Here is a 15,846-nt window from a genome sequence, read left to right as displayed (position 1 = left end):
CAACACGTGCCGGGAGGCGGGCCGATGGAGCCCACAGTTCACCTCACCCTGGCCGAGAGCGGGTCCGACCAGACCAGGCTCGACCAGCTGAGCCGAATGCTGCGCGACGAGCTGCGCCAGCTCGACGGCACCGAGGTGCAGCCTGGCCCGTCCCAGCCAGGTCCCCCAGGCGCCCGTGGCGACGCATCGACCGTCGGCACCCTGGCCGTGGCACTGATGGGCTCCGGCGGGCTGACCGCCGTGATCACTGCCGTACGAGCCTGGCTGGACCGCGGCCACGAGACTCCCAGGAGCATCCGAGTCGAGGTGGACGGCGACGTGCTCGAGCTGTCCGGAGCCACCGCGGCCGAGCACGACGAGCTGGTCTCCCTCTTCCTGAGCCGCCACGCAGGAACCGGGTCGTGATGGACGGCCGCCGGACAGCACTCATCGTCGCGAGCGACGAGTTCGAGCACGCGGGGCTGAGCCGGCTGCAGGCGCCGTCCGCGGACGCCGAGGCGCTGGCCGGTGTCCTCGGTGACCCGGACATCGGAGGCTTCGACGTCCGCGTCGTCCACAACTCGCCCTCCCACACCGTCCAGGCCCGGGTCGAGGACCTGTTCGCCGAGGGCAGGCCCGACGACCTGCTGCTCCTGCACTTCTCCGGGCACGGGCTCAAGAGCGACTCCGGTGAGCTGTTCTTCGCCGCCACCAACACCAGACCCGACCGGCTCGCGTCCACGGCTGTGTCCGCGGACTTCGTCCAGCGGTGCATGCGCGGCTCGCGGGCTCGCAGCATCGTGCTCTTCCTCGACTGCTGCTACGGCGGGGCGTTCAGTGAGGGTGTCGCAGTGCGGGCGGCAGGCCCGGCCAACGTCCTCGAGAGCTTCCCTGCCGGCAAGCTCGGGGGCGGGCGTGGTCGGGCGGTCATCACCGCGTCGAGCGCGATGGAGTACGCCTTCGAGGGCAGCGCCCTCGCCTCCGACGAGCAGCGGCAGCCCTCGGTCTTCACCTCAGCGGTCGTCGAAGGCCTCCGGAGTGGAGCGGCGGACCGTGATGAGGACGGGCTGGTCTCGCTGAACGAGCTCTACGACTACGTGTTCGACCAGGTCCGCGCCCAGAACCCGAACCAGACCCCCAGCCGCGACATCGAGCTGCAGGGTGAGCTCTACGTCGCCAGGAGCCACCGCAAGCGCGTCCGAGCCGTGCCGTTGCCGCCCGACCTCCGCGCGGCCGTGCAGGACGACAACATGTACACACGACTCGGCGCCGTCGGTGAGCTGCGAGCCCGGCTGGCGAGCGCTGACCCCGGAGTGTCCCTGGGTGCTCGGGAGGCGCTGCAGGACGTCGCCCGCTCGGACACGTCCTATGTCGCCGAGGCGGCACGAGACGCCCTCACGGCAGTATCTGCGCCGACCGGACCTGCGCACGAACCGACAGCCGAGGCGGAGGCCCGCCCCAGCGGCATACCCGTCACGGTCGAGTCCGGAGCTGACACCCTGACTTCCCGCCAGCAGCCGGCACCCGCCCCGTCGGACCCGCCGGAGCCGGCCACCAGCTCGGCGACGCCGCCCCTCGGCGTGGCACCCTCCGCTCACCCGTCCGCCGCCGCGACCGCAGCAACCCTCCTCCGCGGCCAGTCGGCCACGAGGGCCGCCACGACGGACCCGGCGACCCCCTCCGCCGTCCCTGAATGGCCACACAACCGCGTCATGGCGGGTCGGGCGCTCCTGGCCGGCGGTTCCCTCGTCCTGCTGTCCGTGCTGCTTCCCGCGTTCGTCTACGGCAACGACGTGTTCACCTTCCACAACTGGTTGGGGGTTGTCCTGGTTGTTGTCGGACTGCTCTGCATCGGGACCGCCATGTCCACCCTGACGAGCTCGATGACGCGGCGTCACTGGCCCTGGACGGTCCTCACGATGAGCGTCGTCGCGCTCGTCACCATCGCGGTCCTCAGGGTCACGATGGACGGAATCAGCACCTACGACATCAAGGCAGGTGCCTGGGTCGCGTGGGCCGGCTGCCTCACGTCCACGGCCGCCGGGGTTGTGGCGGTCCTGGGTCTGCGCGGATCTCCGGCCAAGATCGCGGCACAGAACACCACCTCGCCCGTCATAGCTACCGTGGCAGCAGACCCGGGCAGCGAGCCCGACACCACCGCTCGCCCCCGGTCATGGTTCGGCGCCAGCCTCGTGGCGATGGGCGTCCTCGTTCTTGCGCCGCTCGTCCTGAACGTCCAGTACGACAACATCGGCTGGTTCGTCCTGGAGACTTCGATCGTCCGCCTGGTGACCCTTGGCCTGGTCGCGGTGAGCGCTGGCGCGTGCGCGCTGTTCCTGCGAGGTCGTGGGCCTGTGGGACTGGGGCTGGCGGCGGGCGCGGTCGCCCCGGCAGCGCTTGGCTTCGTCGGATCGTTCGCGGACACCGATGTCGGCTCCATGCAGGAAGGTTGGTACGTCGGACTGGTGGGCCAGTCAGGCCTCGCAGTGGTCGGCGCCCTGGGGTTCGTGACCGTGGCCCGAACTCCCCCATCGGCACTCCCCCGACCCCGTTCGGGGATTTCCCGGGGGCTTGCCTGGGGCGCCTCGGTCACGGCAGCTGGTCTCCTGGGCCTCTCCGGTGCACAGGTCTCCCACTCGTCGTCGGGCCTGGCGACTGTCCTGTTGAGCTTCGCGGCGTTGGCGATTGCCGTGCCGGCGTGTGTCGAACGCCTGCCTGTCATCCGGGCATGGACGCTGCTGGGCTGGGCCATCGGCGCTGTCGGCGGCGCCACCACGCTCGGGAGCTACGTCGAAGACCACTCCGAACCCACTTGGCCGATCGCGCTGACCCTCGGGTGTCTGGCCGCGCTGATCGTCGCAGCACTGACCGAGCGGCCGTGGGCGGTCGGGGCCCACCCCGTGGGACAGGCCCGGCCGAGCGCCTAGAAGTCCGTGGCCTGACGGACCTCGGGTGCGGCGACGATGTCCAACCGCATCGGGGTGTGCGGGATGCCGTCCTCGTCGACGTACTCGGCGCCGTGGACGACGAAGCCGAACCCGGCATACCAGTCGGTGAGGTAGGACTGGGCGTCCAGGACGACCGGGCGTCCCACACACTCCGCCAACGCGGCCCGCACCAAGCCGGCCGCCAGCCCGCGACCCCGCTGCGCACTGGCCGTGGCGACTCGGCCGATCCGCCACACGTCGCCGTCGTCGAGCACGCGCAGCGTCGCGACCGGCAGGCCATCGGCCTCGACCCACAGGTGGCGGGTGCCCGCCTCGACGTCACGCCCGTCGAGGTCGAGGTAGGCCGCTGCCTGCTCGACGACGAACACCTCGGAGCGCAGCGCCCAGAGCCGGTATGCCGTGTGGCTGGAGAGCTCGTCGAACCCCGCCGACCGCACGGGCAGGTCCGGCCCACTCACGAGAGCAGCAGCTTCTCGAGGCGGCGGGCGGTTCCCACGACACCGATACCGCCGAGCACGATGAGGTAGGCCACGTGGGCGAGGATGCCCCAGCCGACGTCCCCGAGCATCAGCGCGCGTTCGAGCGCGACGCCGTGGTAGAGCGGCGTCGCCCTGACGAGCCACTGCAGCGCCTCGGGATAGGTGGACAGCGGGAAGAAGGTCGCGGAGAACAGGAACATCGGCTGGATGGCCAGCGTGATGTAGTCGAAGTGCACCCACGACTTCATGAAGGTCGTGGCGAACATCCCGAGCGCCGCGAAGGCGAAGCCGATGAACACCGCGGCGGGCAGCGCCAGGAGCGCCCACCACGACCCGACCGCGCCCGCCAGCACCGCGACGACGAGGAACGCGGCGGAGTAGAGGCCGCCGCGGATCAGGGACCAGGAGATCTCTCCGACCGCGATGTCGCGCGGACCCATCGGCGTTGCGAGAACCGCGTCGTAGAGCTTGGCGTACTTCAGCTTGAAGAACACGTTGAAGGTCGAGTCGAACACCGCACCGTTCATCGCGGACGCGGCCAGCAGCGCGGGCGCGACGAACTGGGGGTAGGAGACGACCGCACCCGAGTCGGTCGTGACGGTCTTCACGAGAGCGCCGATGCCGATGCCGAGGGAGAACAGGTAGAACACCGGCTCGGCGAAGCCCGTCACGAGCGCGATCCAGCCGTGCCGGAACGAGGTGATGTTGCGCTCGACGAGCATCCGGGCCAAGCCGGCGCCCGCAGGCATCGGCACCAGGTGGGCCAGCCGAGCCGACGCTGATCCACGCGACGAGGGTGTGGACGGGGGCGCGGGCTGGGGCGCGGGCTGGGAACCGGATGTCGACGTGCTCACGGGACCAACCTCTTGGCGAAGGAGCGCTCTGCGAGCCACCAGCCCACCGCGGCATACCCAGCGAGGACCAACAGGTGCCCGACGAACGGCGTCCAGACGACGGCACCCGTGGCAACCGCCCGGCAGGCCTCGACGCCGTGCCACAACGGGGTGGCCCAGGCGATCGGCTGCATCCAGCCCGGGAGCTGCTCGATCGGGAAGAAGGTGCCGGAGAACAGCATCAGCGGCGTGACGATCCAGCGGAACAGGATGTTGAAGCCGTTGTCGCCCTCCTGCCGGGCCGTGAACGCGAAGATCGGGGTCGTGAACGCCAGCCCGGTGAGGACGGCGATCGGCAGGCAGAACACCGCCGCGACCGACCCGAAGCCCCCGAACAGCGACGCCACCGCCATGAAGATCGCCGTGGCCGTCGTCAGGTGCGCCGCCACCGCGAGGAAGTGACCGCGCAGCACGTCGCGAACCGTCATCGGGGTCGCCAGCATCGCGTGGTAGCCCATGTTCCACTTGATGTACCCGAGCACCTGGTAGGTCGACTCCCCCATCGCCACCCACATCGTCTGGGTCGCGACGATCGCGGGGACGACGAACTGCAGGTAGGGCAGCCCCTCGACTCCCCCGACCCGGTCGTCGACCAGCGAGCCGAGGCCGATCCCCATGGCCAGCAGGAAGAACAGCGGCGACAGGAACCGGCCGATGATGCTGCCGCGCCAGGTGCGCTTGTAGACCGTGAGGAAGTACGTGAAGACGGCGAGCACCCGCTCGGTCGCCGACAACGGCTGGCGTATGCCGTGCTCGGCCCGACTGGGCCCCTCACCGCCGGGACCGGGCTGGGACTGCGGCTGGGTGAGCGCCATCAGTCGACCAGGGTCCGGCCGGTGAGGTGCAGGAACACGTCCTCGAGGGTGGCTCGTCGCACGAGCGAGGACAGCGGTTCGATGCCACGTGAGTGCACGACGGCTGCGGCCTGCTCACCGTCGTCGGCATAGACGAGCAACCGGTCGGGCAGCACCTCGACCCGCTCGCCGATGCCGGTGACCTGCTCGGCGAAGTCCTTGTGGTCCTCGGCGTCGAACCGGAGCTCGAGCACCTCGCGCGTGGAGAACTCGTCGATGAGCGAGCGTGGCGACCCCTCGGCGACGATCCGCCCGTGGTCCATGACGACCAGCCGGTCACAGAGCTGCTCGGCCTCGTCCATGTAGTGCGTGGTCAGCACCAAGGTCACCCCCGACCGCTTGAGACGAAACAGCCTGTCCCACAACACATGTCGGGCCTGCGGGTCCAAGCCGGTGGTCGGTTCGTCGAGCAGCAGGATCTCGGGTGAGTTGATGAGTGACCGCGCGATCGTCAGCCGTCGCTTCATCCCACCGGACAGCGGTTCGACCTTGTCACCGGCCCGGTCGGTGAGCTGCGCGAAGTCGAGCAGCTCGGCCGCTCGCGAGCGAACTTCCTTGCGGGACAGGCCGAAGTAGCGTCCGTAGATCCAGAGGTTCTCCTCGACGGTGAGCTCCTCGTCGAGGGTGTCACGCTGTGGGCAGCTGCCGAGTCGGGCGCGGATCGCGGGACCGTTGCCCGCGGGGTCGAGCCCGAACAGGCGCAGCTCGCCGCTCGTCACCGGGGACACGCAGCCGACCATCCGCATCGTGCTGGACTTGCCGGCGCCATTGGGGCCGAGGAAGCCGAAACACTCCCCCTTGCGGACGGCGAAGTCGATGCCGTCGACGGCCGTGAACTCCCCGAACGTCTTGGTCAGTCCGGTTGCGCTCAGCAAGATCTCGTTGTCAGGCAGGGAGTCGTCGGTCACGGTCGACCACGCTATCGAGGTTCACCGACAGACCCTCAACGGTTTTTCGTCGAGTCGCCTGCCTGCTCCGCACGGAGCTCCTCCACGAGGGTTCGAGCGAGCTGTGCGGCCGGGAGCTTGCGCAGCCGACCGTGCCCGGTCCCGGCCCACAGGTGGACCAGCTCTGCCTCACCCGTGGCCTTGCCATGCGCCCGGAGCGGGGCCGTGACGTGGTGGACGTGCGGGTAGGCCGCCGGCGCGGCTTCGGTGAACAGCTCGGTCCACGTCGTGGTCAGGGCCCGCGCACTGCGACCGGTGAAGGCTCGGGTCACGGTGGTACCCGTCCGGTGGGTCAGTGCGTGCCGGTGCACGGGCGCCGTTCCTGCCTCGGGGCAGTCCAGGAACGCCGTCCCGAACGCCACGGCACTCGCGCCTGCGCGCAGGACCCGCGCCGCGTCGGCTCCTGTCATCACCCCACCTGCGCCCATGACCGGCAAGCTGGTGCGTCCGGCGACCTCCTCCACGAGCGTCAGGAGCGCGGACTGGGTGGCGCCGGTGTCGACCGGACCACCGCGGTGACCACCGGCTTCCCACCCCTGCACGACGAGACCGTCGACACCGAGCTCCTGGGCCCACTCCACCTCGGTGGCTTCGTTGATGGTGACCCACACCTCGACTGCTGCGGCCTGCAGGCGGGCCACCACCTCCGCCGAGGGCCAGCCGAAGGCGAAGCTCACCAGGGCAGGCGCCACCTCCGCGAGCACGTCGACCTTCGCGTCGAAGAAGTCCTCGTCATAGCGCGGCATTCCCAGCTCGACGCCCGCGGAGGCTGCCCAGGGAGCAAGCAACCCGGCATACGCGATGGCGTCCTGCCGCATCGACGGGCTGTCTGGTGATGGCGCAAAGATGTTGACTGCGAAGGGTTTCGGCGTCAAGGCGCGCAGTGCGGCGATGTCGTTGCGGAGCCGCTCCGGCGTGAGGTAGGCGCCTGCCAAGAACGGGAACATCCCGCCCTCCCCAACTGCGGCGGCGAGCTCGACTGTCGCCGGGCCGCCAGCCATCGGTGCGAGCACCAAGGGGCAGGCCGACCAGTCGAGCGAGCTCACTTCGCTGGTCGCCGCTCGATGCCGAGGCGACGCGACTCGGGCACGTCCATGGCGTCGCACAGGGCCTGCCAGACCCGGCGCGGGCTCTCCCCGGCCTCGAGCGCCTGGACCACCGTGCGCTCGCCGAGCACGCCGAGGACGAGGTGCTGCGCGAGCGAGGAGGCATAGCCCTCCCCGAACTCGTCGTTCATCAACACCCAGAAATGGCTCAGCCGCACGCAGTGAGTGTAAGCAGGGCGGAGGATGTCGAGGGAACTCCCTCAGTCGAGGTGGTGGAACCGCGGCCACAGGGCGGCCCACGGCTCACTCGGGTCGCGGCACACCGCCACCGGCGCGCCTTGTTCCTCGTTGTCGACGTCCACGCCGTTGTCCAGCCGGTCGACCACCTGGCAGGAGGCGAACAGGCCGGCCACCTCGTCGAGCTGGTAGCCGACCATGACGACCACGGTGCTCGAGTCAGCAGGACGGACGACCGACGCCAGCGAGTTCTGCCCGCTCACCGGCCGCGGCAGCCCGAGGGCGGGTCCGAAGCGCGCGATCGCCCCCGCCTCGCCGTAGTTGGACGTGATCACCTCCGTGGGGTGCAGGGCAGAGCCCCGGTATGCCGCGGCGACCTGGTCCGCGTAGCGCGGCCACCCGACCTGGTCGGCGACGAGCGGGCCGACGTCCGGCAGCGGGGTGCCGCCGACGCTGGCCAGCGGGACGACGGGCAGGGCGAGAACACACGAGACCGCGGCGTTGACGACCAGCAGTCCGACGGCGACCGCCCGAAGGGCGCGACGCGACGCGAGCCAGTGGGCGACCGGCACGCAGCCCGCGGCATACATCACGGCCAGCAGGTGGATCGGGTAGTGCGGCTGCGCGCCGGAGGCGAAGGTGAACGCGATCAGCACTCCGGTCCCGACCACCAGGTAGCCGACGCGGGGGCGGCGCTCACGGCGCAACAGCCAGACGATCCCAGTGACCCAGACGGCGACGAGCGGTGGGCCGAGCATGACCAGGAGGAGGTAGGGCAGTTGGCTGCGGACCTCGCCCGCGTTGTTGTCGGCAAGTGCCGCGCCCATGGAGAGCTGTGGCCAGTCGTGGCTGGCCTGGTAGACGAGGTTCGGCAGGCCGACGACGACGGCCAAGGCACCACCCGCCCAGAGGCTGGGCGATCGGAAGACGCTGCGTGGACCGAGCACCGCGATGCCGACGACGAGGCCTGCGACCACGACGGCAACGAGCAGTCTGTTGTAGGTGGCGACCCCAGCGATGCCGCCGGCGGCGAGCCACCATCGGGGCGAGCCGCCGGTCGCTCGGAGGACGGCCAGCACCACGAGGGCCAGCAACAGGAGGTCAACCGTGGAGGTGAGCAGGACGTGGCCGAGCATCAACGGCAGCGCGGCGAAGGCGTACCCCCAGGCAGCGAGCGCTTGAGCTCCTCGGCCACCCCCGAGCTCTCGACAGATGAGCGCGATCACGACGACGGAGAGGGCTGTCGCGACGGTGGCAGGGAGCCGCAGGGCCCACGGCTGGTCGGCGAGGTGGGTGGTCAGCCTGGCGAAGAAGGGGGTGAGCGGCGGCTGGTCCAGATAGCCCCATGCAGGGGGCAGCATCCGGAAGTAGAGCTCGTCGCGGTGGTAGCCGTAGCCGAACGATCCGAACGTCAGCGCGACCGCTTGGGCGAGGGCCGCCGGGACGACCACGCGCCACGCGACCTGGGGTCGTCCCCCGTCCTGGGTGTCGCTCCCCCGCTCAGCCGACATACCGGCCAGCCTGCCGGTCGACTCCACCCCTGTCGAGTTCCGAAGACCACCCAGTTCTGGACCTGACCCGACGCCACCTCCTGGGCTACCTTCGGCTTCATGAGGACGATGTTGGAGCGTCTCACCGAGGCACAGAACGCCCACGACGCAGTGCGCATGGCGACCTGCTTCGCTGAGGACTACGCCAGTGCCCAACCTGTTCATCCCGGCCGTACGTTCACCGGTCGCGCGCAGGTGCTGACCAACTGGACCGCGGTCTTTGCCGGCGTCCCAGACTTCCGCGGCGAGCTGCTCGCGTCCTCGGTGGACGGGGCAACCGAGTGGGGCGAGTTCGACTGGCAGGGTCGACACACCGATGGCTCTCCCTTCGCCATGCGTGGGGTCATCATCCTGACGGTGCGCGACGACCTGATCGCCGCGGCGCGGCTGTACATGGAACCGGTCGACCGCAGCGGCGGCGACATCGAGGCGGCCGTGCAAGAGCTGTACCGACCCACCTCGGGCCCCTCCGACTGACCATGGGCGGATGATGGGGCAGCACGGCCGACACTCCCGCAACGGAAGAGGACGCGACATGGCGACCACGAAGTTCACCGTCCACACGAGCTTGTCCCCGAGCGACGTGATGGCCGTGATCAACGACTTCGGCCCCGACCGGTCGCGGTGGTGGCCGAACGTCGACGAGGCCCACTTCACGGTCCACGAGCTCGGACCGGACTGGGCTGAGGTGACCGAGGGCACCAACATGGGCTGGGAGCGGGAACGCTACTCCTGGGACGCCGCCGCGGGCATCGTCACGATCGAGACCCTCGACTCGAACCTGTGGGGAACCGGCAGCGGGTGGCGATACGAGCTCGTGCCGGCCTCGGCGGGCACCGACCTGAAGGTCACACTCACACGGGTGCCGAACTCGTTCAAAGGCAAGCTGATTGCTGCGCTGATACCCATCGCCGGACCGCGCACGCTGGGGAAGCAGTTCGAGTCGGTCCTGCGGAGGGCAGAGAGCCGATGACCTCCATCAGGATCTTGGCCTGACAGCGGCCGGCACCGGCCCTGGGCGCTCGGCCACGCGTCAGCCCCAGGTCGGTGAAACTCGCTTGCCGGGACGCGTGCCCGTTGAGAGGCTCATCGCATGCCTGCCGGACCCTTGGACCCACCCTTCGACCGGCTCCTCGCCACGGCCGAGGCGGTAGCCCAGGCTCGACCCGAGGTGGACCTCGAGATGGCCCGTGAGGTGTTCCTGGAAGCGGCGACGTTGCTCTACAACGGCCTCGCACTGGACGGTCTGGACGAGCACGATGCCGACACCGTGGTCGCTGGGCTGTGCGACGATCTCGTTGCCGCGGACCCCGGCGCCGCGGTGCGCGCCCACGTGCAGGCAGCCCTGGAGGCACCAGCCGGCCTGCACGACCCGAAAGGCGTGGCCGCGGCATACGAGATCTCGGCCAGAGTCCTGCAGCTCTGAGGGACTCGACGCAGGAAGGGACGCACCATGGGTGAACAGGTGGCACCGGAGTCTCAGGGGGTCTCGGTGGAGCTGCTGGCCACCGTCGACCTCGGCCCCGAGATCGAGGGCATGGAGGGGCGCCAGCTCCGTATGCGGATGGTGACCATCCAGCCCGGAGGCGTCTTCGGGCCGATCCACGACCACAAGGGCAGACCGGGGACGGTCTACGTGCTGCAGGGAACGATCACCGACCACCGGGACGGGACCACCACGGACTACGGTCCGGGTCTGGGCTGGCCGGAGGACCGCAACACCTTGCACTGGCTGGAAAACCGCGGAACCGTTCCCGCCGTTGAGATCTCGGTCGATGTCGTAGGGACTGCCTAGCTCGACGTCGCGCGGCCACCGGCGAGGCGGAGCAGGTCAGGGCAGCACCCCGAGTCAGTCTCAGGGTCGGCTCAGGGTGAGGATCGGGTGTCTCCCCGATGCGTCCAGGTGGGCGTCGCGGCCACTCTTCTCGGCATGATCACTGTCGAATCACTCACCAAGACCTACGGCCGCGGCCTCACCGCGGTCGACGACGTCTCGTTCACCGCGTCCACCGGCCGCGTCACCGGCTTCCTCGGCCCGAACGGCGCCGGCAAGTCGACCACCATGCGCATCATCGTCGGCCTCACGCCGGCCACGTCGGGCACCGCCACGGTCGACGGCCGCCGGTTCACCGACCTGCCCAACCCCGGCACGGAGGTCGGCGTGCTGCTTGATGCCTCCGCACAGCACGCCGGCCGCACCGGCCGGGAGATCCTCACGCTGGCCCAGCGGACGATGGGCCTGCCCCGGGGCCGGGTCCAGGAGATGCTCGACCTGGTCAGCCTCACCAGCACCGAGGCCGACCGGCGGGTCAAGGACTACTCCCTGGGGATGCGTCAGCGCCTCGGCATCGGGACCGCCCTCCTCGGCGACCCGCACGTGCTCATCCTCGACGAGCCGGCCAACGGCCTGGACCCCGCCGGCATCCGCTGGATGCGTGACCTCCTGCGCGGGTTCGCGGACCAGGGCGGCACCGTCCTGCTGTCCTCCCACCTCCTGCACGAGATCGAGGTCATCGCCGACGACCTCGTCGTCATCGGACACGGACGGATCGTGGCCCAGGGGACCAAGGCGGACCTGCTCGCCACGGCCGGCACGGTCGTGCGGTCCCGCGACGCGGCCGCGCTGACACGGGCGATGGAGCAGTCCGGCCTCGTGTTCACGGCCCACGCTGACGGCAGCGTGCACACCGATGCCTCACCCGACCAGGTCGGCGAGATCGCCCTCACCGCCCGCGTGGTCCTCACCGAGCTCCGCGCCGCCGACGGGGCCGGGCTCGAGGAGATGTTCCTCGAGCTCACCGCAGACACCCAGCGCGAAGGAGCAGCAGCATGACCACCACCGTCCTCACCGCCCCGGCCTCCGAGTCCGGCACCGCCACACACCGCACCCGCACCGCGCCCACCCGGATACCGCTGACCCGCCTCATCGGGGTGGAGCTGCGCAAGATGTTCGACACCCGCTCGGGCTTCTGGCTGATGGCCAGCATCGTCATCACCAGCGTCCTGGCCACGGCCGCCATCATCGTGTTCGCACCGGACGACCAGCTCACCTTCGACAACTTCGCCGCAGCCATCGGGGCACCGATGACGGTGATCCTGCCGATGATCGGGATCCTCGCGGTGACCAGCGAGTGGAGCCAGCGCAGCGGCCTGACCACCTTCACCCTCGTGCCGCACCGCGGCCGGGTGCTCGGGGCCAAGTTCCTCGCAGCCATCGGCGTCGGTGTCGTGTCGATGTTCATCGCCCTCGTCGTCGGTGTGCTCGGCACCCTGGTCGGGAGCGCCATCGCCGGCGTGGACCCGGTGTGGAACGTCTCCGCAGCCCACTTTGCGCTGATCGTCCTCGGCAGCGTCCTGGGGATGTTGTTCGGCTTCATGCTCGGCCTCGTCATCCGCAACTCGGCGGGCGCCATCGTCACCTATTTCGTCTACACGCTCGTCCTGCCTCCGCTGCTGGGCCTGCTGGCGGCGAACCAGAAGTGGTTTGCCGACCTGCAGCCGTGGGTCGACTTCAACTACGCGCAGACCTCCCTCTTCAACGGCACCATGACGAGCGAGCAGTGGCAGCAGCTCGGCACCGCGGGCGCGCTGTGGTTCGTCCTGCCGATGGCGGTCGGGCTGTTGATCGTCCGCCGCGCCGAGGTCAAGTGACCGGACTGCGCCAGCCTTGAGCATGCTGACCGCGCTTCTCGGGCAAGACCGACCAGCGTGACCGATGAGAATCGTCGGCCACGCTGGTCGGTCTTCGTGAGACCGACTGCTGCACAATCACCAGAAGCAGTCGCCGAGCGCGGTCACCACCCGAGGAGCAGCCGATGTCCCTGGTCCGGATCCACAACCTGTCCATCTCCCTCGACGGCTTCGCCACCGGAGAGCCGCAGTCAGCCGAAGCGCCCTTCGGCCACGCCGGCGAGCGACTCCACGAGTGGATGTTCGCCACCCGGTTCTGGGCCGCTGGCGGAACCACCGGCGTCGACGACGCCTTCGCCCAACGGCACAGTGCAGGCTTCGGTGCCGAGATCATGGGTGCCAACAAGTTCGGCCCGCCCGGCTGGCGGGACGACCCTGACTGGACGGGCTGGTGGGGTCCCAACCCGCCCTTCCACACCCCGACCTTCGTCCTGACCCACGAGCCGCGGCCCTCGATGGAGATGGAGGGCGGGACCACGTTCCACTTCCTCGACGCCACACCGGCCGAGGCACTCGACACGGCCAGGGAAGCCGCCGGTGGCCTGGACGTCCGGATCGGCGGCGGCGCCACCGTCGTCCGCGACTTCGTCGCCGCCGGGCTGGTCGACCACATGCACCTCGTCCAGGTCCCGATCGTGCTCGGCCGCGGGGTCCGCGTCTGGGACGGTCTCGAGGCCCTCGAGGACGGCTACGACATCGAGGCGGTCTCCTCCCCCAGCGGCGTCACCCACCTCACCTTCACCCGCCGCGCCGCCTCGTGACCCGCGCCGCCTCGTGACCCGAGGCGCCACACGCCCCGCACCCCGCCGCCTCGCACCCCGCCGAACGGCATACCCATCGCGAACGCGAGCAGCGTCAGCGCAGCTGGTCGCGGCGCCGCGTCAGGTAGGCGACCTCGGCGGTGTTCCCCGCCAGCTCGATGGCCTTGTCGTAGGCGGCCCGCGAGTCGCGGCTTCGGCCCGTCCGACGGAGCAGGTCGGCCCGGGTTGCGTGGTAGGGGTGGTAGCCCGCCAACGCGCCCTCGAGACGGTCCACCGACGCGAGTGCCACCTCTGGGCCGTCGAGCTCCGCGACCGCGATGGCCCGGTTGAGGACAACGATCGGCGACGGGTCGAGGCGGACGAGCTGGTCGTAGAGGGCGACGACCTGGGTCCAGTCGGTGTCGCGGATGTCGCGGGCCGAGGTGTGCACGGCGTTGACCGCTGCGAGGAGCTGGTAGCGACCCGGGGCCACCCCTGAGGTCAGGCGCTCGCGCACCAACCCGTGGCCCTCGGCGACCAACGTCGCGTCCCACGCCCCACGGTCCTGTTCGTCGAGGGTGACCAGCTCGCCGTCCGCCGAGACCCGAGCGGTGCGGCGGGCCTCGGTGAGCAGCATCAAGGCGAGCAGTCCGGCCACCTCACCGTCCTCTGGCATGAGGTCACGGACCAGTCGAGTGAGCCGGATCGCCTCGGCGGTCAGCTCATGACGGACCGGGTCGGTGTCGGGGCCGGTGGCGAGGTAGCCCTCGTTGAAGACCAGGAAGAGGACGGCGAGCACGCCGGAGACACGGGTGGGAAGGTCCTCCTCGGACGGCACTCGGTAGGGGATGCCGGCCGCCTTGATCTTGGCCTTCGCGCGGGTGATCCGCTGTCCCATCGTGGTCTCCTGCACCAGGAAGGCGCGGGCAATTTCCGGGACGGTCAGCCCGGCGACCATGCGCAACGTGAGCGCCACGCGAGTCTCCATCGCGAGCGCGGGGTGACAGCAGGTGAAGATCAACCGCAGCCGCTCGTCAACGATGGCTCCGGTGGGCGCGGGAGGGTCGTCGTCGTACAGCATCTGGGCCTGCTTCTGCTTGTCCTCGCGTTTGGCCTCGCGCCGGATCCGGTCGATTGCCTTGTGGTTGGCGGTGGTGGTCAGCCATGCGCCTGGATTGGGGGGTATGCCGTCGGCTGGCCACCGCTGGACGGCGACGGCGAACGCCTCGGCGGCCGCCTCCTCGGCAATGTCCAGGTCGCCGAACCGCCGGGTCAGGGAGGCGACCACCCGTGCCCACTCCTCGTGGTGGACCCGGGTGATCGCCCCTGCGACGTCGGCAGCACTCACAGGAACGGCCGGACCTCGATCTTCCGGTCACAGACCTCCGACGCCTCGGTGGCGAGCTTGAGCGCAACGTCGAGGTCGGGGGCCTCCCACACCCAGACGCCGGCGAGGTACTCCTTCGACTCGACGAAGGGCCCGTCGCTGAACACCACCTGCTCGCCCCGGTTGTCGACGACCGTGGCGGCATCGGTGTCCGCGAGCCCGCCGGCGAAGACCCAGTAGCCCTCGGCGATGAGACGTTCGTTGAACGCGCTGATGGCGGGCTGCCGGTCCGTGCTGCCCGGGTTGCTCTTGTCATCGATCACGGAAACGAGGTACTGCATCTGAGGATCAGCTCCTGTGGTTCGGGCGTCCCTCGTGGGCTGCCACTCACTACTCCTACGAACACCCGTCCCCCGATCCGACACCACCACGCGGCCGACCCGCAAGCAGCCACGGGTATGCCGTCCTGCGTCCCCGAAGGCTGTCGGTGGGTCGTGAGAGCATCGGCGTGTGACTGGGGAGTCTGAACCGACGTACCGGACGGCGCCGCTGACGGCCGAGACGTGGGGTGACTTCTGCGCGCTGGTCGAGGCCAACAACGGTGTGTGGGGCGGGTGTTGGTGCATGGGCTTCCACCCGGAGGGTGTCGGTAAGGGGCACACGCGGGAGGGCAACAAGCAGGCCAAGCGCGCGCACGTCGACGGCGGGACGGTCCACCAGATCCTGGTCTACGACGAGTCGGACACGTGCGTGGGTTGGTGCCAGTACGGCTCCCCGGTGGAGCTGCCCAACATCCAGAACCGCGCGAAGTACGAGCGGGACGCCGTCCTGGTGCCGGACTGGCGGATCGGGTGCATCTTCACCGACAGCAAGCGCCGCGGGCATGGTGTGGCACGGGCGGCGGTGGCCGGTGCGCTGGCCGCAATCCGGACCGCCGGGGGGGTGGTCGAGGCCTATCCGGAGCAGACCATCGACCGACCGCCCCAGCGCGGTGCCTTCCTGCACACCGGTCCGGAGGAGCTGTTCGAGGACTTCGGCTTCGTCCGGGATCGCAAGATCGCCAAGTGGCGCTGGGTGATGCGCACCACCCTGTGAGGTCGGCGCCAGGAAGCCGCCACAGGGTGCGCCCAGATGGACGGCCCTTGCGTTGCCACGG

General features: G+C 70.0%; 19 protein-coding genes. 10 read left to right on the top strand and 9 right to left on the bottom strand.

Annotated features, from left to right (window positions below):
• Positions 1 to 24: 24 nt before the first annotated feature.
• Positions 25 to 405, top strand: coding sequence for an effector-associated constant component EACC1 (locus tag EAH86_RS03495; protein ID WP_140737185.1), 381 nt, complete (start codon positions 25 to 27; stop codon positions 403 to 405).
• The gene (locus EAH86_RS03490) at positions 405 to 2,906 is read left to right on the top strand and encodes a caspase family protein (RefSeq protein WP_140737519.1); all 2,502 of its coding nucleotides are present in this window, start codon (positions 405 to 407) and stop codon (positions 2,904 to 2,906) included. Before EAH86_RS03495 ends, EAH86_RS03490 begins: the two co-directional genes overlap by 1 nt.
• Here the strand turns inward: EAH86_RS03490 and EAH86_RS20755 are convergent.
• Genes EAH86_RS20755 through EAH86_RS03455 form a run of 7 tightly spaced genes read right to left on the bottom strand, consistent with a single transcriptional unit; the run spans position 2,903 to position 8,894 of the window.
• The gene (locus EAH86_RS20755; protein WP_241668160.1) at positions 2,903 to 3,385 is read right to left on the bottom strand and encodes a GNAT family N-acetyltransferase; all 483 of its coding nucleotides are present in this window, start codon (positions 3,383 to 3,385) and stop codon (positions 2,903 to 2,905) included. The two genes, EAH86_RS03490 and EAH86_RS20755, sit on opposite strands and share 4 nt — an antisense overlap.
• Positions 3,382 to 4,260 carry an ABC transporter permease gene (locus EAH86_RS20750; protein WP_241668159.1) on the bottom strand — a complete coding sequence of 293 codons (879 nt, stop codon included), beginning with the start codon at positions 4,258 to 4,260 and terminating at the stop codon, positions 3,382 to 3,384. Before EAH86_RS20750 ends, EAH86_RS20755 begins: the two co-directional genes overlap by 4 nt.
• The gene (locus tag EAH86_RS03475; RefSeq protein WP_140737184.1) at positions 4,257 to 5,114 is read right to left on the bottom strand and encodes an ABC transporter permease; all 858 of its coding nucleotides are present in this window, start codon (positions 5,112 to 5,114) and stop codon (positions 4,257 to 4,259) included. Before EAH86_RS03475 ends, EAH86_RS20750 begins: the two co-directional genes overlap by 4 nt.
• A complete protein-coding gene (locus EAH86_RS03470) occupies positions 5,114 to 6,061 on the bottom strand; it encodes an ABC transporter ATP-binding protein (RefSeq protein ID WP_206665709.1) in 948 nt (315 codons plus the stop codon). The genes EAH86_RS03475 and EAH86_RS03470 overlap by 1 nt, the downstream gene beginning before the upstream one ends.
• Before the next feature lie 35 nt (positions 6,062 to 6,096).
• Positions 6,097 to 7,146 carry a nitronate monooxygenase gene (locus EAH86_RS03465; protein ID WP_241668158.1) on the bottom strand — a complete coding sequence of 350 codons (1,050 nt, stop codon included), beginning with the start codon at positions 7,144 to 7,146 and terminating at the stop codon, positions 6,097 to 6,099.
• The gene (locus tag EAH86_RS03460; protein ID WP_140737183.1) at positions 7,143 to 7,364 is read right to left on the bottom strand and encodes a DUF3046 domain-containing protein; all 222 of its coding nucleotides are present in this window, start codon (positions 7,362 to 7,364) and stop codon (positions 7,143 to 7,145) included. Before EAH86_RS03460 ends, EAH86_RS03465 begins: the two co-directional genes overlap by 4 nt.
• A gap of 42 nt (positions 7,365 to 7,406) precedes the next feature.
• Positions 7,407 to 8,894 (bottom strand): glycosyltransferase family 39 protein, encoded by a 1,488-nt coding sequence (locus EAH86_RS03455; protein ID WP_161988556.1) that lies wholly within the window; start codon positions 8,892 to 8,894, stop codon positions 7,407 to 7,409.
• A 99-nt stretch (positions 8,895 to 8,993) separates the two neighbouring features.
• On the opposite strand from EAH86_RS03455, the gene EAH86_RS03450 reads away from it, so the two are divergent.
• From EAH86_RS03450 to EAH86_RS03420, 7 genes are all read left to right on the top strand, one after another.
• Positions 8,994 to 9,410, top strand: a complete 417-nt coding sequence (locus tag EAH86_RS03450) for a nuclear transport factor 2 family protein (protein WP_140737181.1) — start codon at positions 8,994 to 8,996, stop codon at positions 9,408 to 9,410.
• Positions 9,411 to 9,468: 58 nt separating this feature from the next.
• On the top strand, positions 9,469 to 9,906 hold the full coding sequence (locus tag EAH86_RS03445) for an SRPBCC family protein (RefSeq protein WP_140737180.1): 438 nt from the start codon (positions 9,469 to 9,471) through the stop codon (positions 9,904 to 9,906).
• A gap of 120 nt (positions 9,907 to 10,026) precedes the next feature.
• Positions 10,027 to 10,359 carry a hypothetical protein gene (locus tag EAH86_RS03440; protein ID WP_140737179.1) on the top strand — a complete coding sequence of 111 codons (333 nt, stop codon included), beginning with the start codon at positions 10,027 to 10,029 and terminating at the stop codon, positions 10,357 to 10,359.
• 27 nt (positions 10,360 to 10,386) lie between these two features.
• Positions 10,387 to 10,728: a cupin domain-containing protein gene (locus tag EAH86_RS03435; RefSeq protein ID WP_140737178.1), complete on the top strand. Its 342-nt coding sequence runs from the start codon at positions 10,387 to 10,389 to the stop codon at positions 10,726 to 10,728.
• A gap of 135 nt (positions 10,729 to 10,863) precedes the next feature.
• Positions 10,864 to 11,766 (top strand): ATP-binding cassette domain-containing protein, encoded by a 903-nt coding sequence (locus EAH86_RS03430; RefSeq protein WP_140737177.1) that lies wholly within the window; start codon positions 10,864 to 10,866, stop codon positions 11,764 to 11,766.
• Positions 11,763 to 12,584 carry an ABC transporter permease gene (locus tag EAH86_RS03425; RefSeq protein WP_140737176.1) on the top strand — a complete coding sequence of 274 codons (822 nt, stop codon included), beginning with the start codon at positions 11,763 to 11,765 and terminating at the stop codon, positions 12,582 to 12,584. The genes EAH86_RS03430 and EAH86_RS03425 overlap by 4 nt, the downstream gene beginning before the upstream one ends.
• A 164-nt stretch (positions 12,585 to 12,748) precedes the next feature.
• The gene (locus EAH86_RS03420; protein WP_140737175.1) at positions 12,749 to 13,384 is read left to right on the top strand and encodes a dihydrofolate reductase family protein; all 636 of its coding nucleotides are present in this window, start codon (positions 12,749 to 12,751) and stop codon (positions 13,382 to 13,384) included.
• A gap of 94 nt (positions 13,385 to 13,478) precedes the next feature.
• On the opposite strand, the gene EAH86_RS03415 is transcribed toward EAH86_RS03420, so the two are convergent.
• Together EAH86_RS03415 and EAH86_RS03410 are read right to left on the bottom strand one after the other, a co-directional pair.
• Complete coding sequence (locus EAH86_RS03415) at positions 13,479 to 14,711, bottom strand: RNA polymerase sigma factor (RefSeq protein WP_140737174.1); 1,233 nt, start codon at positions 14,709 to 14,711, stop codon at positions 13,479 to 13,481.
• Positions 14,708 to 15,031, bottom strand: a complete 324-nt coding sequence (locus tag EAH86_RS03410) for a YciI family protein (protein ID WP_140737173.1) — start codon at positions 15,029 to 15,031, stop codon at positions 14,708 to 14,710. Before EAH86_RS03410 ends, EAH86_RS03415 begins: the two co-directional genes overlap by 4 nt.
• 169 nt (positions 15,032 to 15,200) lie before the next feature.
• On the opposite strand from EAH86_RS03410, the gene EAH86_RS03405 reads away from it, so the two are divergent.
• The gene (locus tag EAH86_RS03405; protein WP_140737172.1) at positions 15,201 to 15,785 is read left to right on the top strand and encodes a GNAT family N-acetyltransferase; all 585 of its coding nucleotides are present in this window, start codon (positions 15,201 to 15,203) and stop codon (positions 15,783 to 15,785) included.
• The last annotated feature ends 61 nt before the right edge of the window (positions 15,786 to 15,846 follow it).

This window comes from Pedococcus bigeumensis (assembly GCF_006438965.1).
Lineage (GTDB): Bacteria > Actinomycetota > Actinomycetes > Actinomycetales > Dermatophilaceae > Pedococcus > Pedococcus bigeumensis_A.
Note: the sequence above shows the minus strand (reverse complement) of the source record. Positions and strands in the feature narration are given on the sequence as shown.